This window comes from Ideonella sp., from assembly GCF_036277275.1.
Classification (GTDB): Bacteria; Pseudomonadota; Gammaproteobacteria; order Burkholderiales; family Burkholderiaceae_C; genus Ideonella.
This window is the reverse complement of record NZ_DASUNH010000151.1, coordinates 39,779-65,588: the sequence shown is the minus strand read 5'-3', so window position 1 is coordinate 65,588 and position 25,810 is coordinate 39,779. Positions and strand designations below refer to the sequence as shown.

Here is a 25,810-nt window from a genome sequence, read left to right as displayed (position 1 = left end):
CGTCATGTGTGTGCTCCTTGGGCTGGTTGGCGAGCGGTGTTGTTGGTATTGCTGTGATTGCGAACGATGTGGATCGGCTGCGGCGCACCAGGCTTGGCCTGGCCGGCGGTCGAGCAGCCGTCGAAGGCGGGCGGCTCGGCCCAGGCTTCGTCCAGGGCCGCGTCGGCGACCACGGGTACGGCCTGCACCTTCTGGCCCGACAGCTCCAGCACCGCGGCGATCACCGAGGCGTAGGGGCTCTCGCGCTCCAGCAGGGCGCTGAACACGGCGGCCAGGATGTGTGCCATCTCGCCGAGGAACTCGCGCGCCAGCTTGTCGGGTTGCGTCGAGGCGAACTCCAGCACGATCGGCAGGTGATCCGGCAGCTCCTTGCCTTGCAGCCGCAGGCCGGCGCGCTCATAGGTCTGCTGCAGGTCGACCAGTGCCGGGCCGCGCTCGCGCGAGTCGCCATGCACATGCTCGAACAGGTGCAGCGACGTGGCGCGGCCACGGTCGAAGGTGTCGACATAGCGCGCTTCCACTTCATACGGGTCGCCCGCGCCGATCCAGCGCGTCAGCGCCTGCAGCTCGGCCAGCCGCGTGCGCGACAGGCCGTCGGTGCGCGACAGCGCATCGGCCAGCTCGGGCATCGCGGCGCGCAACTCGGCGTTCGGGTAGCCGAGCAGGGCCGACAGCACGCGCAGGGCCAGGGACTTGGGGGTGTTCTTCATGCCATGCTCCTTCAGACCGTGGCCTTGATCGGCACCGTGCGGCGCTTCTTGCCGCCGAACAGCGAGGTTTCGCTGCTGCCGTCCGAGCAGCCGTTGCCGAACGAGAAGCCGCAACCGCCGCGCATGTCGAAGGTGTTCTCGGCGTACTCGCGGTGCGTGCTCGGGATCACGAAGCGGTCTTCGTAGTTCGCGATCGCCATCACCTGGTACATGTCTTCGACCTCGAGCTGGGTCATCGCCACGCGTTGCAGCAGGGCCAGGTTCTCGACCCCGTCGACGTGCTTGCCGCGCTGGTAGGCGCGCATCGCGAGCATGCGTTCGAGGGCGCGCACGACCGGCTCGGTGTCACCCGCGGTCAGCAGGTTGGCCAGGTACTGCACCGGGATGCGCAGCTGGCGCACGTCCGGGATCTCGCCGTTCACGCCGATGTCGCCGGCGTTGGCCGCGGCGGTGATCGGCGACAGTGGCGGCACGTACCAGACCATCGGCAGCGTGCGGTACTCGGGGTGCAGCGGCAGCGCGATCTTCCATTCCATCGCCATCTTCCAGACCGGGCTCTTCTTCGCCGCGGCCAGCCAGGCCTCGGGGATGCCGTCGGCACGGGCCTGCTCGATCACCTTCGGATCGTTCGGGTCGAGGAAGATGTCGCACTGGGCCTGGTACAGGTCGCGGTCACGCTCGGTGCTCGCGGCTTGCTGGATGCGGTCGGCGTCGTACAGCATCACGCCGAGGTAGCGGATGCGGCCGACGCAGGTCTCGGAACACACGGTCGGCTGGCCCGCCTCGATGCGCGGGTAGCAGAAGATGCACTTCTCGGCCTTGCCGCTTTGCCAGTTGTAGTAGATCTTCTTGTATGGGCAGCCCGACACGCACATGCGCCAGCCGCGGCACTTGTCCTGGTCGATCAGCACGATGCCGTCTTCCTCGCGCTTGTAGATCGAGCCCGAGGGGCACGACGCGACGCACGCCGGATTCAGGCAGTGCTCGCACAGCCTGGGCAGGTACATCATGAAGGTGTTCTCGAACTGGCCGTAGATGTCCTTCTGGATCGCGTCGAAGTTCTTGTCCTTCGAGCGCTTGGCGAATTCACCGCCGAGGATCTCTTCCCAGTTCGGGCCCCACTCGATCTTCTCCATCCGCTTGCCGGTGATCAGGCTGCGCGGCCGGGCGGTCGGCGCGGCCTTGCTCTCGGGCGCCGATTGCAGGTGGTCGTAGTCGAAGGTGAAAGGCTCGTAGTAGTCGTCGATCTGCGGCAGGTTCGGGTTGGCGAAGATGCGCATCAGCAGCTTCCACTTGCCGCCTTGCTTGGGCTCGATCGAGCCGTCGGCATTGCGGATCCAGCCGCCGTTCCACTTGTCCTGGTTCTCCCAGTCCTTCGGGTAGCCGATGCCGGGCTTGGTCTCGACGTTGTTGAACCAGGCGTATTCCATGCCCGGCCGGTTGGTCCAGACGTTCTTGCAGGTGACGGAGCAGGTGTGGCAACCGATGCACTTGTCCAGGTTCAGCACCATGCCGATTTGCGCGCGGACTTTCATGCCTGTTCTCCCGGGTTGGTGCCTTCGTCGTCGAGCCAGTCGACCTTGTTCATCTTGCGCACCACGACGAACTCGTCGCGGTTGGTGCCGATGGTTCCGTAGTAATTGAAGCCGTAGCTCAGCTGCGCGTAGCCGCCGATCATGTGGGTGGGCTTGGTCACGATGCGTGTCACCGAGTTGTGGATGCCGCCGCGCTGGCCGGTGATCTCGCTGCCCGGTGTGTTGATGATCTTTTCCTGCGCGTGGTACATCAGCGTCATGCCGCGGTTCACGCGCTGGCTTACCACTGCGCGGGCCGCGATCGCGCCGTTGGCGTTGAACAGCTCGATCCAGTCGTTGTCGACGATGCCGGCTTCCTTCGCGTCGTCCTCGCTCAGCCAGACCACCGGGCCGCCGCGGTTGAGCGTCAGCATCATCAGGTTGTCGCTGTAGGTCGAATGGATGCCCCACTTCTGGTGCGGCGTGATGAAGTTCAGCGCCACTTCCTTGTGACCGTTGGGCTTGACACCGCTGGCACCGGCAATGGCCTTCATGTCCACCGGCGGGCGGTAGCTGGTGAACTCTTCACCGAAGGCGCGCATCCAGGCGTGGTCCTGGTAGAACTGCTGGCGGCCGGTGAGGGTGCGCCAGGGGATCAGCTCGTGCACGTTGGTGTAGCCGGCGTTGTACGAGACCTTCTCGCTCTCCAGGCCGCTCCAGGTGGGTGAGCTGATGATCTTGCGCGGCTGGGCCTGCACGTCGCGGAAGCGGATCTTCTCGTCTTCGCGGTGCAGCGCCAGGTGGGCGTGCTCGCGGCCGGTGAACTTGCTCAGCGCTTCCCAGGCCTTCACGGCCACATGGCCGTTGGTCTCGGGCGCCAGCATCAGGATCACCTCGGTGGCGTCGATGTCGGTCTCGATCTTCGGCATGCCCTTGGTCGGCCCTTCGGTGTGCACCTTGCCGTTCAACTCGGCCAGCTGGCGTACCTCTTCGACGGTGTTCCAGCCGATGCCCTTGCCGCCGTTGCCGAGCTTTTCCATCAACGGGCCCAAGGCTGTGAAGCGGGCGAAGGTGGCCGGGTAGTCGCGCTCGACCACGGTGATCTGCGGCGCCGTCTTGCCGGGGATCAGGTCGACCTCGCCGCGTTTCCAGTCCTTCACGTCGAAGGCCTGTGCCAGCTCGCCCGGGCTGTCGTGCATCAACGGGGTCAGCACCACTTCTTTTTCCACGCCGAGATGACCGACGCAGACTTCGGAGAAGGTCTTCGCGAAGCCCTTGTAGATCTCCCAGTCGCTGCGCGCTTCCCAGGCTGGGTCCACCGCGGTGGACAGCGGGTGGATGAACGGGTGCATGTCGCTGGTGTTGAGGTCGTTCTTCTCGTACCAGGTGGCGGTGGGCAGCACGATGTCCGAATAGAGGCAGGTCGTGCTCATGCGGAAGTCGAGCGTGACGATCAGGTCCAGCTTGCCTTCGGGCGCCTTGTCGTGCCAACGCACCTCTTGCGGCTTCGCATCGTCCGGTCCCAAGTCCTTTCCTTGCACGCCGTGCGAGGTGCCGAGGAAGTGCTTCAGGAAGTACTCGTGGCCCTTGCCCGACGAGCCGAGGATGTTCGAGCGCCAGACGAACATGTTGCGCGGCCAGTTGTCCGGGTGGTCCGGGTCTTCGCAGCTCATCTGCAGCGAGCCGTCTTTCAAGCCGGCCACGACATGGGCCTTGACGTCGCCGGCGCGCGACCCATCGCGCGCCACCTGCAGCGGGTTGGCCTTCAGCTGCGGGGCCGAGGGCAGCCAGCCCATGCGTTCGGCGCGCACGTTGTAGTCGATCAGGCTGCCGCCGAATTCAGCCTTGTCGGCCAGCGGCGAGAGGATCTCGTCGACCCCCAGCCGCTCGTAGCGCCACTGGTCGGTGTGGGCGTAGAAGAAGCTGGTGCTGTTCATCTGGCGCGGCGGGCGCGTCCAGTCGAGCGCGAAGGCCAGCGCCGTCCAGCCGGTTTGCGGGCGCAGCTTTTCCTGGCCGACGTAGTGTGCCCAGCCGCCGCCGCTCTGCCCGACGCAACCGCACAGCATCAGCATGTTGATGATGCCGCGGTAGTTCATGTCGCAGTGGTACCAGTGATTCATCGCCGCGCCGATGATCACCATCGACTTGCCCTTGGTCTTGTCGGCGTTGTCGGCGAACTGGCGCGCCACGGTGATGACCTGGTCGCGCGGCACGCCGGTGATCTTTTCCTGCCAGGCCGGGGTGTAGGCGGCATCGTCGTCGTAGCTCTGCGCGCCGTCGCCGTGGCCGCGCTCGATGCCGTAGTGCGCGGCCATCAGGTCGAACACCGTGGCGACCAGCGCTTCGCGGTACTCGCCGTCCTTGCCCAGGCGGATGCGCTGCACCGGGACCTTGCGCACCAGCACGTCGCCGCCCTGGGCGTTGGCGGTGAAGTGCGGCGTCTCGATGCCGGCGAAATAGGGGAACGCGACCTCGGTGACCTCGTGGCCCTGGTCGTTCTCGGCGGCCGACAGCCGCAGCGTCACGTCTTCACCGTGGCGGGCTTCCTTGTTCTCGAGGTTCCACTTGCCGGCATCAGGTGTGCCCTCGGCGCCCCAGCGGAAGCCGACCGAGCCGTGCGGTGCGACCACGCGGCCGTCCTGGTCGAAGGCCAGGGTCTTCCACTCGGGGTTGTTCTGCTGGCCGAGGCGGCCGTTGAAGTCGCTGGCGCGCAGGTAGCGCTGGCTGGCCATCACCTTGCGCCCATCAGGCAGCGTGCGCGGCTCCAGCATCACCAGCATCGGCAGGTCGGTGTAGCGGCGCGCGTAGTCGTCGAAGTAGGCGCTGCGGACCTTGAAGCCATCGGCACGGTTTCCGCTGAAGTAGAACTCCTTCAGGATCACATGGCCCATCGCCATGGCCAGCGCGGCGTCGGTACCCTGCTTGGGGTGCATCCACAGGTCGGCGAGCTTGCTGACCTCGGCGTAGTCGGGCGTCACCGCCACGGTCTTCGCGCCCTTGTAGCGCACCTCGGTGAAGAAGTGGGCGTCCGGCGTGCGGGTCTGGGGCACGTTGGAGCCCCAGGCGATGATGAAGGTCGAGTTGTACCAATCGGCCGATTCGGGCACGTCGGTCTGCTCGCCCCAGATCTGCGGGCTGGACGGCGGCAGGTCGCAGTACCAGTCGTAGAAGCTCATGCACACGCCGCCGATCAGCGACAGGTAGCGCGAGCCGGCGGCGTACGAGACCATCGACATCGCCGGGATCGGCGAGAAGCCGATGATGCGGTCGGGCCCGTGCTTCTTGATCGTGTAGACGTTGGCCGAGGCGATCAGCTCGTTGACCTCGTCCCAGCTCGAGCGCACGAAGCCGCCCAAGCCGCGTTGGCGAACCCAGTCTTCGCGCTGGGTGGCGTTTTCGACCACCATTGCCCATGCGTCGACCGGCGTCTTGGCGACCGCGCGCGCGGCACGCCAGTGCTGCAGCAGCCGGCCGCGCACCATCGGGTACTTCACCCGGTTGGCGCTGTACAGGTACCACGAGTACGAAGCGCCGCGGGCGCAGCCGCGCGGCTCGTGGTTGGGCAGGTCAGGGCGGGTTCGCGGGTAGTCCGTCTGCTGGGTTTCCCAGGTGACGATGCCGCCCTTGACATAGATCTTCCAAGAGCACGAGCCCGTGCAGTTGGTGCCGTGGGTCGAGCGCACGATCTTGTCGTGCTGCCAGCGGCTGCGGTAGGCGTCTTCCCAGGTCCGGTCTTCGCCGGTGGTCACACCGTGACCGTCGGCGAAGTCTTCGCGGGGCTGCGAGAAGTGGGTCAGTCGATCGAGGAAGTGGCTCATCGAGGGCTCCGGTTTGTCGGAGTGGAGTTTTGGGGGCTCTCGCCAATGGCGTACGACGGCCGCGCAGCGCTGCGTGACAGTGCGTGAACGCGGCGTATCAATTCGGTGACACGGCCCCGTTGGCGGGGCCGCTGCGGCGCGGCATCAGCAGGGCATCGGGGCATTGCGACGGCTGTAGAACCACCAGGTGACGGCGATGCAGGTCATGTAGAAGCCGATGAAGCAGTACAGCGCGGCATCGGTGCCACCGGTCAGCGCGATCGAGGTGCCGTAGCTCTTCGGGATGAAGAAGCCGCCGTAGGCGCCGATCGCCGAGCTGAAGCCCAGCACCGCCGCGGCTTCCTTGTTGGCGTCCTTCACCGCCTGTTCCTTGGCTGCCGGCCCCTTGTTCTTGGCATCTGCCAGCCGCTCGTTCAGGAAAATGACCGGGATCATGCGGAAGGTCGAGCCGTTGCCGATGCCCGACGTCGCGAAGAGGAACAGGAAGGCAACGAGGAAGCCGGTGAAGTTGCCGCCCTGGCCCTGCGAGGGCAGGAACTGCAGCACCGCCAGCACGCCTGCAGCCATCGCGACGAAGTTCCAGAAAGTCACGCGGGCGCCGCCGACCTTGTCCGACAGCCAGCCGCCGATCGGCCGCACCAGTGCGCCGACCAAGGGGCCCAGCCAGGCGTACTGCAGGGCGTTGATACCGGGAAACTGGCTCTTGATCAGCAGCGGGAAGCCGGCCGAGTAGCCGATGAAGCTGCCGAAGGTGCCGAGGTAGAGCCAGCACATCAGCCAGTTGTGCTTGCGCTTGAAGATCACCGCCTGGTCGGCGAACGAGGCCTTGGCGTCGGCCAGGTCGTTCATGCCGAACCACGCGGCCAGCGCGCTGGCGATGATGAACGGCACCCAGATGTAGCCGGCGTTCTGCAGCCACAGCACCATCGCCCCACCGGCCTTGACGACACCCTGCGGCGGGCCGCCCAGGTCACCGAACACATTGGCACCGATGACCATCGGCACGACCACCTGCACCAGCGAGACGCCGAGGTTGCCCAGGCCGGCGTTCAGGCCCAGCGCCGTGCCCTTCTTGTCCTTCGGGAAGAAGAAGCTGATGTTGCTCATGCTGGAGGCGAAGTTGCCGCCGCCGAAGCCGCACAGCAGCGCCAGCACGATGAACACCTCGTACGGCGTGTCGGGGTTCTGCACCGCCAGGCCGATGCCCAGCGCCGGCAGCAGCAGCGAGGCGGTCGAGATCGCCGTCCAGCGCCGGCCGCCGAACAGCGGCACCGCGAACGAGTAGAAGATGCGCAGCGTCGCGCCGCACAGCGCGGGCAGCGAAGCGAGCCAGAACAGCTGGTTGGTCGAGAAGCGGAAGCCCACCTGCGGCAGGTTGACGACCACCACCGACCAGACCATCCACACCGCGAACGCGAGCGTCAGCGCGGGGATGGAGATCCAGAGGTTGCGTTGCGCGATGGTCGCGCCCTTGGTGCGCCAGAAACCCTGGTCTTCAGGGTTCCATTGCGCGATCAGCGAGGAAGAAGCCATCAGGTGCTCCTTGTTGAGTGTTGGGGGATCAGGCCGCCGAGGCGTCAGCCGCAGGGGAGCCCATCAGCGTGGTGCGGCGAACTTCGGTGAAGTACATCCAGATCAGCGAGACCCAGACCACGCCGTACAGCAGCATGAAGGCCGACGAGCGCACGCCGGTCAGGTCGAGCAGGGCGCCGAACAGGATCGGCAGCACGAAGCCGCCCAGGCCGCCGGCCAGGCCGACGATGCCGCTGATGGCGCCGATGTTCTTCGGGTAGTCGTCGCTGATGTACTTGAAGACGCTGGCCTTGCCGAAGGCCCAGGCCACGCCCAGCACGGCCATCAGCGCGGTGAAGGTGTAGACGTTCAGGCCGATGTGGAAGGTCTGTGGGCCGTTGACGGTGAAGATCGTGAAATCGGTCTGCGGGTAGCTCAGCAGGAACAGGCAGATCCAGCTGACCCACATGACCCACCAGGTGACGCTGTGCGCGCCGTACTTGTCCGACAGCCAGCCGCCGATCGCGCGCAGCACGCCGCCGGGCAGCGAGAAGCAGGCGGCCAGCAGCGCCGCGATTCGGATGTCGAGCCCGTATTCACCGACGTAGTACTGCACCATCCACAGCGACAGGCCGACGTAGCCGCCGAAAACGATGCTGTAGTACTGGCAGTACTTCAGCACCTTCGGGTCCTTCAGCGCCTTCAACTGGTCGACGAAGCTGACGTTGTTCGGCACCAGGTGCTGCGGGTCGCTGTGGCTGAACATCCAGAACAGCACGACGGTGCCCAGCATCACCGCGGCGTACACCTGCGGCACCATCGTCCAGCCGAAGGCGACGACCAGTGCCGGGGCGACGAACTTGTTGACCGCGGCGCCCGAGTTGCCGGCGCCGTAGACGCCCATAGCGAAGCCTTGCCGCGCCTTCGGGAACCAGCGCGCCACGTACGGCGTGCCGACCGAGAACGAGCCACCGGCCAGGCCGACGAACAGGCCGATGACGAGGAAGTGCCAATAGGCAGTGGCATAGGACATCAGCCAGATCGCCGGCACCGTCAACGCCATCAGCAGCGCCATCACGATGCGGCCGCCGAAGCGATCGGTCCAGATGCCCAGCGGCACACGCACCAGTGACCCGGAAAGCACCGGCATCGCCGTCAGCAGGCCGAACTCGGTGGCGTTGAGATTCAGCGCCTTCTTGATCGGGATGCCGACCACGCCGAACATCATCCAGACCATGAAGCAGACGGTGAACGCGAGCGTGCTGACGATCAGCACTGACAGCGCCTGACGGCTGCGGTTGGGCTGCATTGCAGTGGCATTCGGCGGGGACGACTGTGTGGCACGTGTGGCGGCTATGGCCATGGCACAACTCCTTTTTCCTGTACTGAACTTTCGGCGCAGTGCCGGGCCGCGAACATCCTTCCGTGGAACGCCGTGCGCACGGCAGAAGAACGATGCGGATCCAGCGCGGCATCGTTCGAATGGACGATGCCGGCGGGCCTGGCGGGCAGCATCGGTGCTCGCCGGCAACCGGCGGCGAACCGACGGTGACGACGGGTGACACTGTGTGAATGCCGCGTATCAGGGCCGCTGCGAGAGCGACAGCGGCCGGGCGCCAACCTCGCACGTCCACGGCCTCCGGGCCGCGTCGAAAAGGGGGCGCGCTATTCGGTGCCGAGATGCTCGGTCGCGTAGACGGCGGCCTGCACGCGCGAGCTGAGGCCCAGCTTGCGCAGGATGTGCTGCACGTGGATCTTCACCGTCGTTTCGGCGATGTCCAGCGCACGCGCAATTTCCTTGTTGCTGGCGCCGCGGGCGATGTGGCGCACGATCTCTCGCTCGCGCGGCGACAGGCCCGGCCGCTCGGGGGGCGCACCGATGTCCACGGTGCCGCTGCCGCGGCCCTTGCCTGCGTCGCACAAGGCGGTCACCAGCTTGCCGGTCAACTCCGGGCTGACCACGGTGTCGCCCCGCGAGCAGCGCACGATGGCATCGAGCAGGGCGGGGCCATCGATCGTCTTCAGCACATAGCCCTGCGCGCCATTCTTCAAGGCGGTGGACAGGTCGTTCTCGTCTTCGCTCACGGTGAGCATCAGGACCCGCGAACCGGGCGAAGTGGCCCTGAGTTCCTGCACCACATCGATCCCCCGCACGCCCGGCAGGTGGTTGTCCAGCAGCACGAGATCGGGCTGCAGTGCCGCGGCCGCGCGCTTGGCCTCACCGGCGTCACCAGCCTCGCCCACCACCTGGACCTGCGGGTACTGGCCCAACAGCGCGATCAGGCCGCGCCGGAACAAGGTGTGGTCGTCAACGACCAGCAAGCGAATGGGCGTGCTCATGGGGTTCCTTTTCGGTGCGATCGGGCAGGCACAGCGTCACCACCGTGCCACCGCCGAGGGACGACTTCACGCTGACTTCCGCGCCGATGCCGGCGGCCCGTTCCTGCATGATGCGCAGCCCCACGTGGCTTTCGCCGGGCTGCGCGGAAGGATCGAAGCCGCGGCCGTCGTCGGCAACCTCGAAGCGCCACTGCGGGGTTTGCCGCACCGTCAGCCGTACCTCGCTGGCGCCGGCATGTTTGCGCACGTTCGACAGGGCCTCCTGCAGCACATGCAGCACCTGCACCTGCTGATCGGCCGGCAACGGCAAGCCATGGCCCTGGATGTCCAGCCGCACCGGCAGGCCCGTTTGATGTTCGAACTTCTGCACCGTGCTGCGCAGCGCGGGCTCGATGTCTTCGCTGTTGGTGCGGGTGCGGAAGTGCAACAGCAGTTCACGGACATCGCCATAGCTCTCGCGCACGCCGGTGTCGATCTCGCCGAGCGTGGCCTGGGTCGCGGCCATGTCGCCGCGCCGAAGAGCCTCGCGCAGCAGGCCGACCTGGATCTTCAGAAAGGCCAGCGACTGGGCGATGGAGTCGTGCAACTCCTGCGCGATCAGCGTGCGTTCGGCGGCGACGGCGGTCTCTCGCTCGGCGGCGGCGACGCGCAGGCTCTCGATGCCACCGGCCAGATGCCCGGCCAAGGTCTCGATCAAGGCATGCTCGTCGGCGTCAGCCACATGGGCGCCGCGAAAGAACAAGTCCACTTCGCCAAGCACGCGTTGGTGCAGTCGCACCGGCACGGTCAGCAGCGTTTCGAAGCCGGCACGGCTGCAGTGCCCGGCACCATCGGCCAGCGCCTGCCCCATCACGACCCGGGTTTGCGCGGTGGCTGCCGGTTGGCCGCAGTGACAGTTGCCGGTCGGCAGGCAGCGGCCCTGCGCGGCCAGCGTGGGCGGCAGCCCCTGTTGGGCCAGCAAGAGGTAGCGCCGGTTCGATTCGTCCGACCAGCGCACCGCCACGGCGTCGGCGCCGGCGACGCGGCGTACATGGCCGGCGAAGTCACGGGCCAGCTCGTCCAGCGTGTCGGCGCGGGCGACCAGCTCGCTCACCTCGTACAGCGAGCGCAACCGGGCATGTTCGACTTCGAGCCTGGCGGTCTTCTCTTCAACCTTGTGCTCGAGATCGCGGTACAGCGTCGCCAGGCGTTCGGCCATGGTGTTGAAGCCAGTGGCAAGCTGGCGGAACTCGTCGGCCGCGTCGATCTCCACGCGGGCACCGAAGTCGCCGGCATGGATGGCAGCCAGGCCGTCACCCAGCCGGCGCAGTGGGTCCAGCACCATCAGGTGACTGGCATACAGCAGCAGCACCGCGCTGGTGACCGCGAGCACGACCATCGCCATCTGGACGCCGCGCAGCAGCGCAGTCCAGTACGACATGCGCTGCTCGATCGTCGACACGAAATGGTCGACGCGCTCGACCAGGTCGTCGACATCCGGGATGGGAACCTGCGCGCCGGCCAGCCAGCGCCCACGCAGTGCCGACCAAGCCTGACGCACGTCCTCGTAGGCCGCGTGGGCCTCTTCGCTCCAGGGGATGAACAGGGGCCGCGACGGGTCGCCGCTGCGCAGCAGGTCCAGCGTGGCGTCCATCTGTTGCACCGGCGTGGCGAGTGCCTGCGTCGTGCCGCTGTCGGCGCGCAACGCCAGGCGGTAGCTCATCATGCGCAAGCGGCCCGCTTCGTTGACGGCGGCCGCACCGCCTTCGAGCTGCCAGGTCACCCACAGCGTCAGCGCGATCGATGCCAGGGCCACGAGCAGGAACGACGCACCGGTGGCCACCAGCTTGAAGGCAAGGGTCTGACGGGGCCGCATGCTGTCACTCTAGGCGGGGGACTCCCGTGGCGGCTTGACGGCGGTCAAGAAGACGCCTCACCCATGCCGAAGCGGCGCTACGGCATGGCGAGCCGGTGCAGCGTGGTCGCGTCGCGGACGAAGATGCGCGCGCCCTTGACGTCGATCGCGCCCATCTCACGCAGGCGGCGCAGGGTGCGCGAGAAAGTCTCCGGCGAAGTGCCGATCTGCGAGGCCACCGTGCTCTTGCGCTGGGCCAGCACGACCGTGGTGCCGTCGGCCGTGGCGGGCAGTGCGTCGAGCAGCCAAGTGGCGCAGCGGGCGAGCGCGTCCTTGGTCAGCAACTGCTGTGCATTCTGGGCCGACTCGCGCACATGGCGGGCCAACAGGCTCAGCAGCACCCGGGCCACCGACGGCCGGCGCCGGCACAGCGCCTCGACCTCGGCAATCGGGAAGGCATACAGCATGCTGTCGACATCAGCCACGCACCGCTCGACGATGGCCAGGCCCAGCCAGGCGTTCGCCACGTCCAGCCACTGGCCGTGCTGGAATGAGCGCAGAGGCTGCCGATGCCCTTCGCCGCCGACGCCGCCCATCGTCATGCAGCCGCGGGCGACCAACCACATCGCATGGCTGGGCGCCTTCTCGTCGAAGGGGCTGCGCCCGGCCGCCACCCAGTGCCCCTGACCCAGCACCGCCAGGGCACGTGCATCGGCCGGCGATGGTGGCGTGGGCAGGCAGGCCTGCTGCAAGAGGGTCGCGAGGGCGTCGATCTCCGTACCGGCGGCGCTCGGCGCCAGGCCGGACGGCGTGCGAAGGGTGAGGGCGATGTCCATGGCGGTCGGTGCTGACGTTGCGGTCAACCCACTGTCCATGCCCGAGGCAGGCGAGGTTTTGAGCTTGGTCAAGGGTCGATCGAGGCTGGGATTGATCGAAATCAGTCGTCTCGCGTGCCCGACCTTGCGGCGGTTGGCCGGAATCGTTTACGCCACGGCCACCCATGGTTCACACGACGTTGCCTTCCGTTGCGCGGCGTTGGTCCGGCGTTGTCAGTGGCCTTGCACATTGGCCACATCGACACCACCTTCCGACAAGGGGAACACGATGAACGCCTGTCAAGCCACTCCTTCGCAAACTGGCGCCGATCATCTGTTGCGCTTTCGCTCGCTGTTCGATGAAGGCCGCGGTTTCGCCTTCCCGTGCGATGCCGAGGGCCACGTCGATCTGAGCGCGCTCAGCCCGAGGGCGCTGAACAACTACCTGTTCGCGCGCACGCTGATCGGACGCGACTTCAGCACGCCGGCGGTCGAACCGGTCATGCATTGAGCCGGATGCCGGCTACGCAGCCATCAAGCGGCTGCGCAGGGATGGCGTGATCCACATGTCGCCGTCGCGGCCGGCGATCAGGCCTTCAACGCCCGCCGTGTGGCGAATCAGCTCGCGGCCCTGGTCGGTGCCGAGCACCATCGCAGCCGCGCCAAGCCCGTTCAGCGCGGCAAGTTCGCCGCCCACCAGTGTCACGCCGCGCGGGCCGTTGGCGGGATAGCCGGTCTTCGGATCGAGCACGTGGTGATAGTGCCGGCCGTCGCGAACGAAGCAGCGCTCGTAGTCACCTGACGAGGCGACGAAGCCGTGCCGCAGGTCGAGTGTGCCCAGCAACTTCGCCGGTGCACGCGGATCGCGAATGCCGACCCGCCAGGGCAACGCCGCGGGGCGGCTGATGGCCACCACGTCGCCGCCCCCGTTGATCAGCGCGGTGTCCAGCCCGTGCTGTTTCAGCGTGTCGATGCCGGCCGCCAGGATGTACAGCTTGGCAATGCCGCCGGCGTCGACACGCATGCCGGGGCGGGTCAGCTGGGCCGTGCCGGCACGGGCATCGAGCACGAGGCGGCGGTAGTCCACGTTCGGCAAGTGCCGGGCGATGTAGGCCGGCGTCGGCATGTGCGGGTTCTGCGGATCGAAGTGCCAATGCCCCACCGATCCGATGGTGACGTCGAAGGCCCCGTCGCTGCGCCGGGAGATGGCCTGCGCCATCTGCAGCACCTGCATCAGCTCCGGCGGCACGGGCACCGGCATCAAGCCCGCCGCCAGGCCGATGGCCGCCACGCGGCTGGTGGGCTCGTAGTGGCTCATGACCGAACTCAGGCGGTCCATGCGATCGAAGGCGGCGTCCAGCGCCGGCCTCAGCAGCGCCGCCTCCTGCGACTCGGCGGCGATGTCCACCTGGGTGCCCATCAGCAGGCGCGAGTCGCGAAGGCGTACCGGGCCGCCGGACGCGGCGTGTGCCACCGGCCAGGCGGTAAGGCAGGCACCCAACGCGGCCGCCTGGACGAGGCGCCGCCGGCCCGCGTCGACGCGGTTGGTGGCCTGATGGCGAGAGGCTCCGTTCATGATGTGCACCAGCGCGGACGTTCTAGCGCGAGGTGTCGACCATGTAGTCGACAGCCAGCTTGACATCCGCATCGGGCAACGCGACGTTGCCGCCGCGGGCCGGCATCTGGCCCTTGCTGCCGGTGAAACCTTCGAGCGCGTGCTTGTACAGCACGTCGTTGCCTTGCGCGATGCGCGGGGCCCAGTCGGCCTTGTCACCCGGCTTCGGCGCACCGGCCACGCCGGCCGCGTGGCACATGGCGCAGGTCTTGTTGAAGACGGATTTTCCCGCTGCGTTGTCTGCCGCCGGGGCTGCGACGGGGGCGGGCGTGGCGGCCACTTGCGGCGTCGGCGCAGGCGCCGGAGCGTCTTGCTTGCTGCATGCAAAGAGCAGGGCCGTGGCACACAGGGTCGATGTGAGGGTGAGGTATTTCATGGCGACGTTGGATCAGGTAGGGAGTGCGCCAATTGGACCCTTTGCAATGCACCTTTTGCTTGACGCAGCGCAAGCCCTTCTTGCGAACACACATCGATCATTCGGCCAGCCAAAGAAGGTGCACAGCGGCCCACGCGGCTTGCGTGCACAACGTCTCGTAGTGACTGAACCGATCGAGGAACCCTCCATGAAAGAAGGCCTGAACAAAACGTCCGATCCCGACACCGGTATGGGGCGTCGCCGATTCCTGAACTCCGCCGCCGCTGCGGGCCTGGCGGGCGTGGGCATGGCCGCCTGCTCCGAAAAGCCGGCCACCGCCGTGGCGGGTGCGAGTGCCGCGAGCGGCAGCGCGACCGCTCACGCCCAAGGCGGCAGCTCGGTGCACCTGAAGCCGGGTGAGCTGGACACCTACTACGGCCTGTGGAGTGGTGGCCACACCGGCGACATGCGCGTGCTGGGCCTGCCATCCGGTCGCGAACTCACCCGCATCCCGTGCTTCGTGCCGGATGCCCTGGTGGGCTGGGGCGTGACCAACGAATCGAAAGACGTGATGGGCCGCAAGGCCGACGGCAGCCTGCGCTACACGGTGGCCGACACGCACCATACGCACGCCTCGTACAAGGACGGCAACTACGACGGCCGCTACGCCTGGATCAACGACAAGATCAACAGCCGCATCGCGCGCATCCGACTCGACTATTTCGTTTGCGACAAGATCACCGAGCTGCCCAACGTGCAGGGCTTCCACGGCATCTTCCCCGACAAGCGAGACCCGGTCGACCCGGCGATCAACTACACGACGCGTGTGTTCTGCGGCGCCGAGTTCCACATCCCGTTGCCCAACAACGGCGGCGACATCGACAAGATCGACAAGTACCGCACGCTGTTCAGCTGCGTCGATGCCGAATCGATGGAAGTGCGCTGGCAGGTGCTGATCGACGGCAACTGCGACCTGACTGCGACCTCTTACGACGGCAAGCTGGCGGCAACCAACCAGTACAACGTCGAGAACGGCGCGAAGTACGAGGACATGATGTCCGCCGAGCGCGACGCCTGCCTGTTCTTCAACGTCGCGCGCATCGAGGCGGCGGTGAAGGCCGGCAAGTTCAAGACCTACGGCGACTCGAAGGTGCCGGTGGTCGATGGCACCCGCGCTTCCAATGCCGACGCGAAGACTGCGCTGACCGCCTATGTGAGCGTGCCCAAGAATCCGCACGGCGTGAACGCCAGCCCGGACGGCAAGTACTTCATCTGCGCCGGCAAGCTGTCGCCCACCTGCACGGTGATCGAGCTGAACAAGGTGCTCGATTGGTTCGACGGCAAGCTCGAGAAGCTCGACCAGGCCATCGTCGCCGAAGTCGAAGTCGGCCTGGGCCCGCTACACACGGCCTTCGACGGCCGTGGCAACGCCTACACCACGCTGTTCCTCGACAGCGCGGTGGTCAAGTGGAACGTCGAGGCGGCGATCAAGTTCCACGCTGGCGACAAGAACGCCAAGTACGTGGTCGACCGGCTCGACCTGCAGTACCAGCCGGGCCACGTCAATGCATCGCAGTCGGAGACCATTGCGGCCGACGGCAAGTGGTTGTGCGTGGGCTGCAAGTTCTCGAAAGACCGCTTCCTGCCCGTCGGCCCGCTGCACCCGGAAAACGAACAGCTGATCGACATCTCGGGCGAGAAGATGGTGTTGATGGCGGATCATCCGGTGCGTGGCGAGCCGCACGACTTCATCATCTTCAAGCGCGAGCTCTTGCACCCGAAGCAGGTCTATGCGCTCGACGACTTCCCGAACGCGATCAAGGACCCGAAGGAAAGCGGCGTCGTGCGCAACGGGCGCAAGGTCACCGTCAAGCTGACCTCGCAGGCTCCGGCGTTCAGCATGCGCGAGTTCACGGTGAAGAAGGGCGACGAGGTCACGCTGATCCTGACGAACCTGGACAAGGTGGAAGACCTGACGCACGGCTTCGCGATCCCGAAGTACAACGTCAACTTCATCGTCAACCCGCAAGAGACGAAGTCGGTGACCTTCATCGCCGACAAGCCGGGTGTGTTCTGGGCCTACTGCACCCACTTCTGCCACGCGCTCCACCTCGAGATGCGCAGCCGCATGATCGTCGAGGCCTGACTTCCATCCGCGCGTCGCGCCCGGCGCGGCGCGCGGGTGAGAACCACACCATGAACCTGTTCGCCCTTGTGCTGCGCCTGTGCGTGGCGGCCGCTGCATTGCTTGCATCGCCGTCGCTCTGGGCCACCGCCTACGAAGCTGCGCTGCCGACCGAGATTCACAGCGCGAAGAAGCTGTGCGACTTCGCGCCGTGCGCCGACGTGTTCCCTGGCGCGACCTCGTTTTCCGAGCGCAAGGGCCAACCCCCATATGTTGAAGCGTATGCCGACGAGCAAGGCAAACCCAAGCTGCTCGGCTACGTGATGCTGTCGACCGACATCACCGACACGCCGGCCTATTCCGGCAAGCCGGTGGTGACGCTGATCGGCATGGATTTGAAAGGCCGCTTCGTCGGCGTCAAGGTGCTCAAGCACTCCGAGCCGATCCTGCTGCTGGGCATTCCGGAAACCGCGCTGACGAAGTTCAACGACCAGTACCTGGGAAAGTTCGTCGGCGACAAGATCGAGATCGGCCATTCGCGGCCCGACGAGGGGATCATCGGCCTCGATGCGATCTCCGGCGCGACCGTGACGGTGATCGCGCAGAACCAGGTGATGATGACCTCGGGCGGCGCGGTGGCGCGCCAGACCGGCATCCTCGCGCCGACGATCCGCCCGCAAGCGAAGTTCATCCGCACGGGCCAGACGGCCGACTGGGCCACGCTGGTCAAGGAAGGCAGCGTGCAACGCCTGGTCGTGCAGCCCGAACAGGTCGGGTTGGACCGTTCCGGCACGCCGTTCATCGAGCTGTGGTTCGGCTACCTCAACCAGCCCGACATCGGCCGTTCGCTGCTCGGCGAGGCCGGTTGGAACGGCCTGATGGCGCAACTGAAGCCGGGCGAGCATGCGCTGTTCGTCATCCGCACCCAGGGCGCCGAATCATTCAAGGGCTCAGGCTTCGTGCGCGGCGGCATCTACGACCGCGTGCAGCTGCGCCAGGGGCTGGACACTTTCACTTTCCGCGACCTCGACTACCTGAACCTCTACGGCCTGGAAGCAGCCGGCGCACCGGCCTTCAACGAATCGGCGATCTTCATCGTCCGCTCGCCGGCATTCTCGGCCGCGTTCCCATGGAAGCTGAGCTTGCTGGGCAACCGGGTGGATCGCGCCACCGGCACGCGCAGCTTCGCCAACTTCGACGCCGAATACTGGCTGCCGGCCGCCACGCTGGAAGGCGGCCGCCCGGTGATCGAGAAGCCCGACGCGGCCTGGTTGAAGGTGTGGAAGGCACGCGTCGTCGAGATCGTGCTGTTCGTCATGCTCCTGGTCGGCGTGGCGGTGGTCTATGCGCTGCGCGAGCAACTCACCCGGCGCTCGACGCGCAAGAACAAGTGGCCGGTCAATGCGTTCAAGTATTCGGCCTGGCTGCTCAGCATCGGCTTCGTCGGCTTCGGGCTGATGGCCCAACCGTCGATCACCCAGGTGCTGACCTGGTTCCACGCGCTGCTGTTCCACTGGACCTGGGAGCTGTTCCTCAGCGACCCGTTCGTGTTCCTGTTCTGGGTCTTCATCGCGATCACGGTCTTCGTCTGGGGCCGCGGCCTGTTCTGCGGCTGGCTGTGCCCGTTCGGCTCGTTGTCGGAGCTGCTGTTCAAGATCGGCGGGTGGGTCGGCCTGAAGCGCTTCCAGCGCGCGTTGCCGAAGGCGCTGCACGACAAGCTGAAGTGGATCAAGTACGGCGTGTTCTTCGGCCTGCTGGTGGTGTCGATGTTCTCGATGGGGTGGGCCGAGATGCTGGCCGAGGTGGAGCCGTTCAAGACCACCTTCCTGGTCGGCTGGTTCGAACGCTCGTGGCCCTACACGCTGTTCGCCGGCTGGTTGCTGGGTCTGTCGATCTTCGTCGAGCGGCCGTTCTGCAAATACCTGTGCCCGCTCGGCGCATCGCTGGCGATGCCGTCGACCTTCCGCTGGTTCGGGTTGCGGCGCAAGCAGGAATGCAGCACCTGCAAGGCCTGCGCGGTCGGCTGCGGCTCGCTCGCGATCGATGCCGATGGCCGCATCGACCACCGTGAATGCCTGCATTGCCTGGACTGCATGATCCTCTACACCGACACCCACGCCTGCCCGCCGCTGGCCAAGGAGCGCAAGCAGCGCGAGCGCCAGGGCCTGCCGCTGACGCCCATCGGCCGCGACGGCTACTTCATCCCGATCCACCCCGTTCCGGCCGACAAGCCCTGAACATCATGGTCGACCCACGCATGCCCACCGACCCCGTCGAGCCTTCTTACGCCGCGGGCCAACCCGGCGTCTGCGGCTGGCTCTGCGCCGAAGCCTGGGACCATGTCTGGCCCTGGCGTCGTGGCGCGCCACAACCCAGCCGTGCATTGCAGGCCGCCGGTGTCTCGCTGGCGCTGGCCGCGACGATCGTCTGGGGCCTGGCGGCTTTGGGCGAGCTGCGCGCCGGCGCCGTGATCGGCTGGTGGTTCGGCTGGAGCCTTTACGAGGTGATCATCCGCCTGGGTGCCAAGCGCTACGTGAAAGACGGGCCCTGGTGGGGCAGGCGCTACCGCGTGGCCAGCGTGATGGACATGCTGTGCTACGTCGGCTTCAAGAACCTGCTGATCGGCGCGGCGTTGTTCCTGATGCTCAAGGCCCTGGGCTGGCTGGCCGAATGAGGGCGACGCCATGAGGTGGCTCGCCTTCCTGCTGTGCCTGTTGCCGCTGTGGTCGCAGGCGGCGACCTGGACGGTCCGGCCCGGCGATGCGATCCAGCCGGTGCTCGACCGCGCCGCCGCGGGGGACATGGTCGAGGTGCAGCGCGGCCACTACGTCGGCAACCTGCACATCGACAAGCCGCTGACGTTGCGCGGGCTGCGGCGGCCCACGATCAGCGGTGGCCTCAAAGGCGACACCATCCGCGTCACCTCGCCCGACGTGACGATCGAAGGCCTGATCGTGCGTGATTCCGGCGACAGCCTGCTGGAACAGAACGCCGGTATCTACCTGCGGCCCGGATCGCACCGCGCGGTCGTGAGGCGCTGCGACCTGGTCTACAACCTGTTCGGGCTGTGGATCGAGAAGGCCAACGACGTGCGCATCGAGCACAACCTGATCGTCGGCAAACGCGAGTACGGATCTTCTCAGCGCGGCAACGGCGTGCAGCTCTACAACACGACCGGCGCGCGGATCATCGGCAACCACATCAGCTTCGTGCGCGACGCCCTCTACGTGGACGTCTCGCACCAGGCCATCTTTCGCGGCAACCGGCTGCACCACAGCCGCTATGGCACCCACTACATGAACTCATACCACAACCTGTGGGAAGACAACGACAGCTACCGCAACCGCGGTGGCCTGGCGTTGATGGAGGTGCGCGACCAGGTGGTGCGCAACAACCGCGCCTGGGGCAACAGCGACCACGGCATCATGCTGCGCACGCTGCAGGACTCGGTGATCGAGAACAACGTGGTGGCCGGCAACGCGCGCGGCTTCTTCATCTACGACGTCGAATACGCGACGATCAAGGGCAACCTGGTGGTCGACAACGCCGTCGGCGTGCATCTCTCGGCCGGCTCGACGCGCAACCAGGTCGAAGGCAACGACTTCGTCGGCAACCGCGAACAGGTGCGCTACGTGGGCGCGCGCGATGAGACCTGGGGCGCCGAGCGCGGCAACCACTGGGGCAACTACCTCGGCTGGGACCGCGACGGCGATGGCCGTGGCGACGTGCGCTACGAGGCCAACGACATCGTCGACCGCCTGGTCTGGAAGCACCCCTCGGCCAAGCTGCTGCTGGCCAGCCCCGCCGTGCAGGCCCTGCGCCTGGTGGGCCAGCAGTTCCCGGTGCTGCGCGTGCCCAGCGTCGTCGACCCGAAACCGCAGATGCGGCCCGCCCACCCGAACTGGAGCGAATGGAATGGAAAGCAATACCCGGCCGGGCGCTGACCCGTCGGCCTGCGCCATCACGCTGCGCGGGGTGGTCAAGCACTATGGCGAGGTGCGCGCCGTCGATGGCGTCGATCTGGACATCCGGCGCGGCGAGGTTTTCGGCCTGATCGGCCGCAACGGCGCCGGCAAGAGCACCTTGTTCAAGATGATGCTCGGGCTGGTGAAGGCCGACGCGGGCACCTTGCTGATCCAGGGTTCGCCGGTGAACGAGCGCAGCTTTCGCAGCGTGCGGCGCGGCATCGGCTACCTGCCCGAGAACGTGGTGCTCTACGACAACCTGAGCGGCCTGGAGACGATGCGCTACTTCGCCCGCCTGAAGGGCGTGGCGCTCACCGAGTGCGAAGCGGTGCTCGACCGTGTGGGCCTGGGCACCGCGGCGAAGCGCGCGGTGCGCGAGTACAGCAAGGGCATGCGCCAACGCCTGGGCTTTGCGCAGGCCTTGCTTGGCTCGCCCCGCGTGCTGTTCCTGGACGAACCGACGACCGGGCTGGACCCGGAAGCGACGCGGGCGTTCTACCAAACGCTGCGCCAGCTGCGCGACGACGGCGTGACGATGATCATCACCTCGCACATCCTGGCCGAGCTGCAGGAGCGGGTCGACCGGCTGGCCATCCTGTCGGCGGGGCGTATCCAGGCCCTGGGCAGCGTTCAGGAGCTGCGCGAGCACATGGCCTTGCCGCTGAGGCTGGAGGTGCTGGCCAGCGAGCCGGGGGCCGATGCGGTGGCGGCGGCCCTGGCGCTGCTGCCGGTGCAAGACCTGCACCGCCAGGGCCTGCGCTCACACGCGAGCTGCCCGCGCGACGCGAAGATGCCGGTGCTGTCTGCGCTGGCGGCGCTCAACGGCGCGGTGCGTGATGTCGTGGTCCACGAGCCATCGCTCGAGGACGTCTTCTTCGGCTTTGCAGATTGACCATGATGGAACTGCGTCAGGTGTTCGCCGTCGCGATGAAGGAGTTGCGCGACCGTTTGCGCAACCGCTGGGTCGTGGCCGTGGCGCTGGTGTTCGCTGCGCTGGCCCTGGTCATCGCCTACTTCGGCGGGGCCCAGCAAGGGGCGGTGGGCCTGCGCTCGATCGAGTTCACGATCGCCAGCCTGGTGAGCCTGGTGATCTACCTGATCCCGCTGATCGCGCTGTTGCTGGGCTTCGATGCGATCGTCGGCGAGCGCGAACGCGGTTCGCTCGAACTGGTGCTGACGCTGCCGATCACGCGGCTCGAGCTGTTGCTGGGCAAGTACCTCGGGCTTGCGGCGGCGCTCACCTTGTCGACATTGGTCGGCTTCGGGCTGGTCGCCGTGCTGCTGGTGGTGCAGACGGGCACGGCCGGGCTCGAACCCTATCTCGGCTTCATGTTCAGCTCGGTGCTGCTGGGGCTGGCTTTCTTGAGCCTGGCGGTGATGCTGTCGGTGCTGGCGTCGGATCGGGCGCGTGCCTCGGGCCTGGCGATCGCGCTGTGGTTCTTCTTCGTGCTGGTGTTCGACCTGCTGCTGCTGGGCCTGCTGGTCGCCACCGGCGGCGAAACCGGCGGCGCGTGGTTCCCATACCTGCTGCTGCTGAACCCGGCGGACGTGTTCCGCATCCTGAATGTGTTCTCACTCGACGAGGTGCGCAACCTCTACGGCCTGAGCAGCATCGTGCCGTCGGCCCTGGCCAAGCCCTGGCTGATGGGCCTGGTGATGCTCGGCTGGATCGTTGCGCCGCTCGGCATCGCGACCTGGAGATTTCGACCATGAACCGCCGCCGCCTGTTGTTGCTGGCCGCCTGCGCCCCCCCCGTTGCCGTGTTGATCGGCTGCGGTCGATCCGCATCCGATGAAGCCGTGCTGCCGGTGGAGATCGACGAGAGCACGACGTGTGACCTGGACGGCATGCTGCTGGCCGACTACCCCGGGCCCAAGGCCCAGGTGCACTATGCCGGGGTGGCGACGCCGACCTACTTCTGCGACACGGTCGAGATGTTCGCCGAGCTGCTGCGCCCGGAGCAGGTGAGGGCGGTGCGCATGGTTTTCGTGCAGGACATGGCCAAGGCCGATTGGGAGCACCCGCATGGCCATTGGTTCGACGCCAAGACCGGCTACTACGTTGTCGGCAGCAAGCGCCACGGCTCGATGGGGCCGACGATCGCGAGCTTCGCCGCCGAAGCCGATGCCAAGACCTTCGCGACGGCGAATGGCGGCAAGGTGCTGGCTTTCGCGCAGGTCACAGCCGAGATGGCGGACCTGGGTGGCGGCGCCTTGCACGACTCGCGCATGTAGCCGGCCGACATCTTGTCAACGGGCCGCGGCAGTCTGGCCGCTTGGGACAACCGGCCCGGCGCCTGGCCGGTGATTCCACAGCAGCACCAGGTTGAGTGCCAGCGAACCGACAATCGAGTAGCCGACGCGGCGCGGCTCGATGGTCACCAGCGCGGCCAACAGGATGGCGGCATCGATCACCATCTGCACCGCACCGGCGCGCCAGCCACAGCGACGCTGCAGGCTCAAGGCCAACACGTTGACGCCGCCCAGGCTGGCCCGGTGGCGGAACAGCACGATCAGGCCGACGCCGATCAGCGTGCCACCGGCGATCGCCGCGTACAGCGGGTGCACCGCGCGCAGGCTCAGCAGCCGGGCCACCAGTTCGACACCCACCGACAAAGCGCTCACGGCGGCCAGCGTGCGCAGCGTGAAGCGCAGCCCCAGTTCGCGCCAGGCCAGCAGGTAGAAGGGCAGGTTGACGACGAACAGCGCCGCGCCGAGCGGCAGGCCGGTCGCGTAGCTCAGCAGGAAGGCGATGCCGGGCGTGCCGCCGGTCAACAGGCCGGCGCTGCCGATCAACGACAGGCCGAGCGAGACCAGCAGGATGGCCGTGGCCAGCGCTTGCAGGTCATCGACCAGCGGATGGGGTGGGGTGCGGGTGGGCATGGCTACCCGGCAGTGTCGCGCCCGGCCGGCATGAGCCGGGTTGAGATGGCGCAACGGGCGCGCCGGTCGCTCTTGGCCCAGGGGAGCGACTCCGCATGACTTTGCGATGGGTCAAAGCCATGAATCCAGCGGGTTAGGAAAATGCGAATCATTCCTATTCACTTGAGAGTCACCGATGGGTTCCCCTTTGATTCGCGCCGCGCTCGTGGCTGTTGTCGTGTCGGGTGTCTGCGCGCCGGCGGCGGCGCTCGAATACCCGATCGGCACGCCGCGCAACGTGGCGGGCATGGAGATCGGCGCGGTCTACCTGCAACCGGTCGAGATGGAGCCGGACGGCCACATGCGCAGGGCGGCCGACTCCGACATTCACATCGAGGCCGATATCCATGCGCTCGACCACAACCCGCATGGCTACGCCGAAGGCGCTTGGGTGCCGTTCCTGCACATCCGCTACGAGATCCGCAAGCAGGGCGGCGGCGAGCCGATCGTCGGCGACTTCATGCCGATGGTGGCCAGCGACGGCCCGCACTACGGCGACAACGTCAAGCTGCAGGGCGCCGGCCGCTACCGCGTGAAGTACACGGTCTATCCGCCGGGCGCGACAGAGAACCCGATCGGCCATCACTTCGGCCGCCACACCGACCGCGCCACCGGCGTGCGCCCATGGTTCAAGCCCTTCGACGTCGAGTGGGAGTTCACCTTCGCCGGCGTTGGCAAGAAGGGTGGGTATTGATGAGTGCACGCAGACTGCTGACGCTGGCCGCCGCGCTGGCCACGGGCGCCAGCGGCCCCGCGCACGCGGCGCTCGACGAGGCGGCGCTGCTGGCGCAGTTGAAGACCATGGCCCAGCGCCTGCAGCAACTCGAAGAGCGCAACGCGGCGCTGGAGCGGCGGCTGGAGGCGACGGCCGCGGTGGCCGTCGCTCCCGACACCGATGAGCGGCTGCAAAAGCTCGAGCGGGCGCAGGCCGACGCCGACCGGGCGCTCGGCAGCGAGCGCCTGAGCGACGCCGAGCCGGAGTTGGTCACGCGGCTGAAGGCAGTCGAGTACCAGGCGCTGTCGATGCAGAAGCAGACACGGCAGATCGAGGCGCTGGAAGGCATCACCGTCAGCGCTGCGGTGGCCTCGATGCTGCAGCATGCCGGCAAAGACGGTGGCGCCGAAGGCCAGGCGCAGACCCGGTTGAACTACCGCGGCGATGTCGCGCTCACGCTGCCCGGCGGTGGATTCGGCAACGCCGAAGGCCAGATCTTCACGCAGTTGAGGTTCGGCCAGGGCAGCGGCGTGGCGCTGCGGACCACCTTCACCGCCACACCCAACACCACCACCTTCGAGGTCGGCGGCGTGGCCGATCCGGACTCATCGTTCGCAGTGCTGGGCCAGCTCTGGTACCAACTCAGCGTGCCCCTGCCGCTCGACGGCTTCAAGCCGCACTCCAAGCGCCAGCTGCAGCTCAACGCCGGCAAGATCGACCCCTTCGTCTTTTTCGACCAGAACAGCATCGCCGACGACGAGACCACACGCTTCGTCAACAACGTCTTCGTGCACAACCCCCTGCTCGATTCCGGCGGCGACGCGGGCATGGACGCCTACGGCTTCACCCCTGGGCTGCGTCTGGCCTACCTGGACGCCAGCGACCCCGGCCGGCCGTGGGCCGCTTCGGTCGGCGTCTTCGGCTCGGGCCCAGCCAGCAATTTCTCGGGCTCGCTCGGCCGGCCCTTCGCGATCGCGCAGGTCGAGGTGGCGCCGCGGCTGCTCGGTGGTCTGGCGGGCAACTACCGGCTCTACGCCTGGCACAACGGCCGCGCCGGCGCGATCGACGGCCGCGAAGAGGCTCACGCCGGCTGGGGCCTGTCCGTCGACCAGCGGGTCACCGAGTCGACACGGCTGTTCGGCCGCTACGGCCAGCGCTTGCGCGGTCACGGTGGCTTCGACCGTGCGTTGACACTCGGTGCCGAGGTGGCCGGCGAACTCTGGCAGCGTGCCGCGGACGCTTTCGGCCTGGCCGCGGCCTGGTTGCCGGCCAGCGCGGCCTGGCGCGAGGCAACCGCCGACGGCACGTTGATCGGCGCCCGCGCCAGCGGCGCCGAGCGGGTGGTCGAGCTGTACTACCGATGGCGCCTGGGCGCGCAGCTGGAGCTGTCACCCGACCTGCAATGGATCGGACGTCCCGCTGCCCATCCGCAGGCGTCGTCGTTCTGGGCCGTCGGGCTGCGCGCCCGTCTGGGATTCTGATGCATGGACCTTCGACCGAGCCAGGCAAGGAAGCCACGCATCGCGTGATCGCTCTCGTGCCGGCAGCCCCCGGCGAGCCGGCCGCCACCG

The 25,810-nt window shown here is 67.2% G+C and carries 19 protein-coding genes and 1 pseudogene; 9 read left to right on the top strand and 11 right to left on the bottom strand.

The genetic code is table 11. The features are described from left to right. Positions 1 to 2: 2 nt before the first annotated feature. From narJ to VFY73_RS26300, 8 genes are all read right to left on the bottom strand, one after another. On the bottom strand, positions 3 to 710 hold the full coding sequence (gene narJ, locus VFY73_RS26335) for a nitrate reductase molybdenum cofactor assembly chaperone (protein ID WP_329724483.1): 708 nt from the start codon (positions 708 to 710) through the stop codon (positions 3 to 5). 11 nt (positions 711 to 721) lie between these two features. After that, positions 722 to 2,245, bottom strand: a complete 1,524-nt coding sequence (gene narH / locus VFY73_RS26330; protein WP_329724481.1) for a nitrate reductase subunit beta — start codon at positions 2,243 to 2,245, stop codon at positions 722 to 724. Beyond that, entirely contained in the window at positions 2,242 to 6,042 is a 3,801-nt protein-coding gene (locus VFY73_RS26325; protein ID WP_329724479.1) for a nitrate reductase subunit alpha, read from the bottom strand. The genes narH and VFY73_RS26325 overlap by 4 nt, the downstream gene beginning before the upstream one ends. 144 nt (positions 6,043 to 6,186) lie before the next feature. After that, positions 6,187 to 7,575, bottom strand: a complete 1,389-nt coding sequence (locus VFY73_RS26320) for a NarK family nitrate/nitrite MFS transporter (RefSeq protein WP_329724477.1) — start codon at positions 7,573 to 7,575, stop codon at positions 6,187 to 6,189. Between the two features lie 28 nt (positions 7,576 to 7,603). Next, positions 7,604 to 8,863: a nitrate/nitrite transporter gene (locus VFY73_RS26315; protein ID WP_329724474.1), complete on the bottom strand. Its 1,260-nt coding sequence runs from the start codon at positions 8,861 to 8,863 to the stop codon at positions 7,604 to 7,606. Between the two features lie 356 nt (positions 8,864 to 9,219). Next, positions 9,220 to 9,894 (bottom strand): response regulator, encoded by a 675-nt coding sequence (locus VFY73_RS26310; protein WP_329724472.1) that lies wholly within the window; start codon positions 9,892 to 9,894, stop codon positions 9,220 to 9,222. Beyond that, positions 9,863 to 11,749, bottom strand: a complete 1,887-nt coding sequence (locus VFY73_RS26305) for a type IV pili methyl-accepting chemotaxis transducer N-terminal domain-containing protein (protein ID WP_329724471.1) — start codon at positions 11,747 to 11,749, stop codon at positions 9,863 to 9,865. Before VFY73_RS26305 ends, VFY73_RS26310 begins: the two co-directional genes overlap by 32 nt. Positions 11,750 to 11,826: 77 nt before the next feature. Continuing rightward, positions 11,827 to 12,564 carry a Crp/Fnr family transcriptional regulator gene (locus VFY73_RS26300; protein WP_329724469.1) on the bottom strand — a complete coding sequence of 246 codons (738 nt, stop codon included), beginning with the start codon at positions 12,562 to 12,564 and terminating at the stop codon, positions 11,827 to 11,829. Positions 12,565 to 12,832: 268 nt separating this feature from the next. Between VFY73_RS26300 and VFY73_RS26295 the strand changes: the two genes are divergently transcribed. Then, positions 12,833 to 13,054, top strand: coding sequence for a hypothetical protein (locus VFY73_RS26295; RefSeq protein WP_329724467.1), 222 nt, complete (start codon positions 12,833 to 12,835; stop codon positions 13,052 to 13,054). Positions 13,055 to 13,066: 12 nt separating this feature from the next. On the opposite strand, the gene VFY73_RS26290 is transcribed toward VFY73_RS26295, so the two are convergent. After that, a complete protein-coding gene (locus VFY73_RS26290; protein ID WP_329724465.1) occupies positions 13,067 to 14,119 on the bottom strand; it encodes an FAD:protein FMN transferase in 1,053 nt (350 codons plus the stop codon). A 22-nt stretch (positions 14,120 to 14,141) separates the two neighbouring features. Beyond that, entirely contained in the window at positions 14,142 to 14,534 is a 393-nt protein-coding gene (locus tag VFY73_RS26285; RefSeq protein ID WP_329724463.1) for a c-type cytochrome, read from the bottom strand. Between the two features lie 187 nt (positions 14,535 to 14,721). On the opposite strand from VFY73_RS26285, the gene nosZ reads away from it, so the two are divergent. The 6 genes and pseudogenes from nosZ to VFY73_RS26255 all read left to right on the top strand — a co-directional run bounded on the left by nosZ (position 14,722) and on the right by VFY73_RS26255 (position 22,837). Beyond that, positions 14,722 to 16,659 carry a TAT-dependent nitrous-oxide reductase gene (gene nosZ, locus VFY73_RS26280; RefSeq protein WP_329724461.1) on the top strand — a complete coding sequence of 646 codons (1,938 nt, stop codon included), beginning with the start codon at positions 14,722 to 14,724 and terminating at the stop codon, positions 16,657 to 16,659. A 50-nt stretch (positions 16,660 to 16,709) separates the two neighbouring features. Then, positions 16,710 to 19,312 (top strand): annotated as a pseudogene (locus VFY73_RS26275) (4Fe-4S binding protein). 10 nt (positions 19,313 to 19,322) lie between these two features. Further along, positions 19,323 to 20,582, top strand: a complete 1,260-nt coding sequence (locus tag VFY73_RS26270) for a nitrous oxide reductase family maturation protein NosD (RefSeq protein ID WP_329724459.1) — start codon at positions 19,323 to 19,325, stop codon at positions 20,580 to 20,582. Then, positions 20,554 to 21,495 (top strand): ABC transporter ATP-binding protein, encoded by a 942-nt coding sequence (locus VFY73_RS26265; RefSeq protein WP_329724457.1) that lies wholly within the window; start codon positions 20,554 to 20,556, stop codon positions 21,493 to 21,495. Before VFY73_RS26270 ends, VFY73_RS26265 begins: the two co-directional genes overlap by 29 nt. Positions 21,496 to 21,500: 5 nt before the next feature. Next, positions 21,501 to 22,316 (top strand): ABC transporter permease, encoded by an 816-nt coding sequence (locus VFY73_RS26260; protein ID WP_329724503.1) that lies wholly within the window; start codon positions 21,501 to 21,503, stop codon positions 22,314 to 22,316. After that, complete coding sequence (locus VFY73_RS26255; RefSeq protein WP_329724455.1) at positions 22,313 to 22,837, top strand: nitrous oxide reductase accessory protein NosL; 525 nt, start codon at positions 22,313 to 22,315, stop codon at positions 22,835 to 22,837. Before VFY73_RS26260 ends, VFY73_RS26255 begins: the two co-directional genes overlap by 4 nt. 15 nt (positions 22,838 to 22,852) lie before the next feature. Here the strand turns inward: VFY73_RS26255 and VFY73_RS26250 are convergent, their stop codons facing one another. Then, positions 22,853 to 23,485, bottom strand: a complete 633-nt coding sequence (locus tag VFY73_RS26250; RefSeq protein WP_329724453.1) for a YitT family protein — start codon at positions 23,483 to 23,485, stop codon at positions 22,853 to 22,855. Between the two features lie 187 nt (positions 23,486 to 23,672). Between VFY73_RS26250 and VFY73_RS26245 the strand changes: the two genes are divergently transcribed. Further along, positions 23,673 to 24,218, top strand: coding sequence for an iron transporter (locus tag VFY73_RS26245; RefSeq protein ID WP_414654538.1), 546 nt, complete (start codon positions 23,673 to 23,675; stop codon positions 24,216 to 24,218). Beyond that, positions 24,218 to 25,720 carry a carbohydrate porin gene (locus tag VFY73_RS26240; protein ID WP_329724449.1) on the top strand — a complete coding sequence of 501 codons (1,503 nt, stop codon included), beginning with the start codon at positions 24,218 to 24,220 and terminating at the stop codon, positions 25,718 to 25,720. The genes VFY73_RS26245 and VFY73_RS26240 overlap by 1 nt, the downstream gene beginning before the upstream one ends. Positions 25,721 to 25,810: the final 90 nt, after the last annotated feature.

Bases quoted from the DNA above. Each gene is read 5' to 3' on its own strand.
- narJ (WP_329724483.1), bottom strand. From the start codon at position 710: ATGAAGAACACCCCCAAGTCCCTGGCCCTGCGCGTGCTGTCGGCCCTG.
- narH (WP_329724481.1), bottom strand. From the start codon at position 2,245: ATGAAAGTCCGCGCGCAAATCGGCATGGTGCTGAACCTGGACAAGTGC.
- VFY73_RS26325 (WP_329724479.1), bottom strand. From the start codon at position 6,042: ATGAGCCACTTCCTCGATCGACTGACCCACTTCTCGCAGCCCCGCGAA.
- VFY73_RS26320 (WP_329724477.1), bottom strand. From the start codon at position 7,575: ATGGCTTCTTCCTCGCTGATCGCGCAATGGAACCCTGAAGACCAGGGT.
- VFY73_RS26315 (WP_329724474.1), bottom strand. From the start codon at position 8,863: ATGCAGCCCAACCGCAGCCGTCAGGCGCTGTCAGTGCTGATCGTCAGC.
- VFY73_RS26310 (WP_329724472.1), bottom strand. From the start codon at position 9,894: ATGAGCACGCCCATTCGCTTGCTGGTCGTTGACGACCACACCTTGTTC.
- VFY73_RS26305 (WP_329724471.1), bottom strand. From the start codon at position 11,749: ATGCGGCCCCGTCAGACCCTTGCCTTCAAGCTGGTGGCCACCGGTGCG.
- VFY73_RS26300 (WP_329724469.1), bottom strand. From the start codon at position 12,564: ATGGACATCGCCCTCACCCTTCGCACGCCGTCCGGCCTGGCGCCGAGC.
- VFY73_RS26295 (WP_329724467.1), top strand. From the start codon at position 12,833: ATGAACGCCTGTCAAGCCACTCCTTCGCAAACTGGCGCCGATCATCTG.
- VFY73_RS26290 (WP_329724465.1), bottom strand. From the start codon at position 14,119: ATGAACGGAGCCTCTCGCCATCAGGCCACCAACCGCGTCGACGCGGGC.
- VFY73_RS26285 (WP_329724463.1), bottom strand. From the start codon at position 14,534: ATGAAATACCTCACCCTCACATCGACCCTGTGTGCCACGGCCCTGCTC.
- nosZ (WP_329724461.1), top strand. From the start codon at position 14,722: ATGAAAGAAGGCCTGAACAAAACGTCCGATCCCGACACCGGTATGGGG.
- VFY73_RS26270 (WP_329724459.1), top strand. From the start codon at position 19,323: ATGAGGTGGCTCGCCTTCCTGCTGTGCCTGTTGCCGCTGTGGTCGCAG.
- VFY73_RS26265 (WP_329724457.1), top strand. From the start codon at position 20,554: ATGGAAAGCAATACCCGGCCGGGCGCTGACCCGTCGGCCTGCGCCATC.
- VFY73_RS26260 (WP_329724503.1), top strand. From the start codon at position 21,501: ATGGAACTGCGTCAGGTGTTCGCCGTCGCGATGAAGGAGTTGCGCGAC.
- VFY73_RS26255 (WP_329724455.1), top strand. From the start codon at position 22,313: ATGAACCGCCGCCGCCTGTTGTTGCTGGCCGCCTGCGCCCCCCCCGTT.
- VFY73_RS26250 (WP_329724453.1), bottom strand. From the start codon at position 23,485: ATGCCCACCCGCACCCCACCCCATCCGCTGGTCGATGACCTGCAAGCG.
- VFY73_RS26240 (WP_329724449.1), top strand. From the start codon at position 24,218: ATGAGTGCACGCAGACTGCTGACGCTGGCCGCCGCGCTGGCCACGGGC.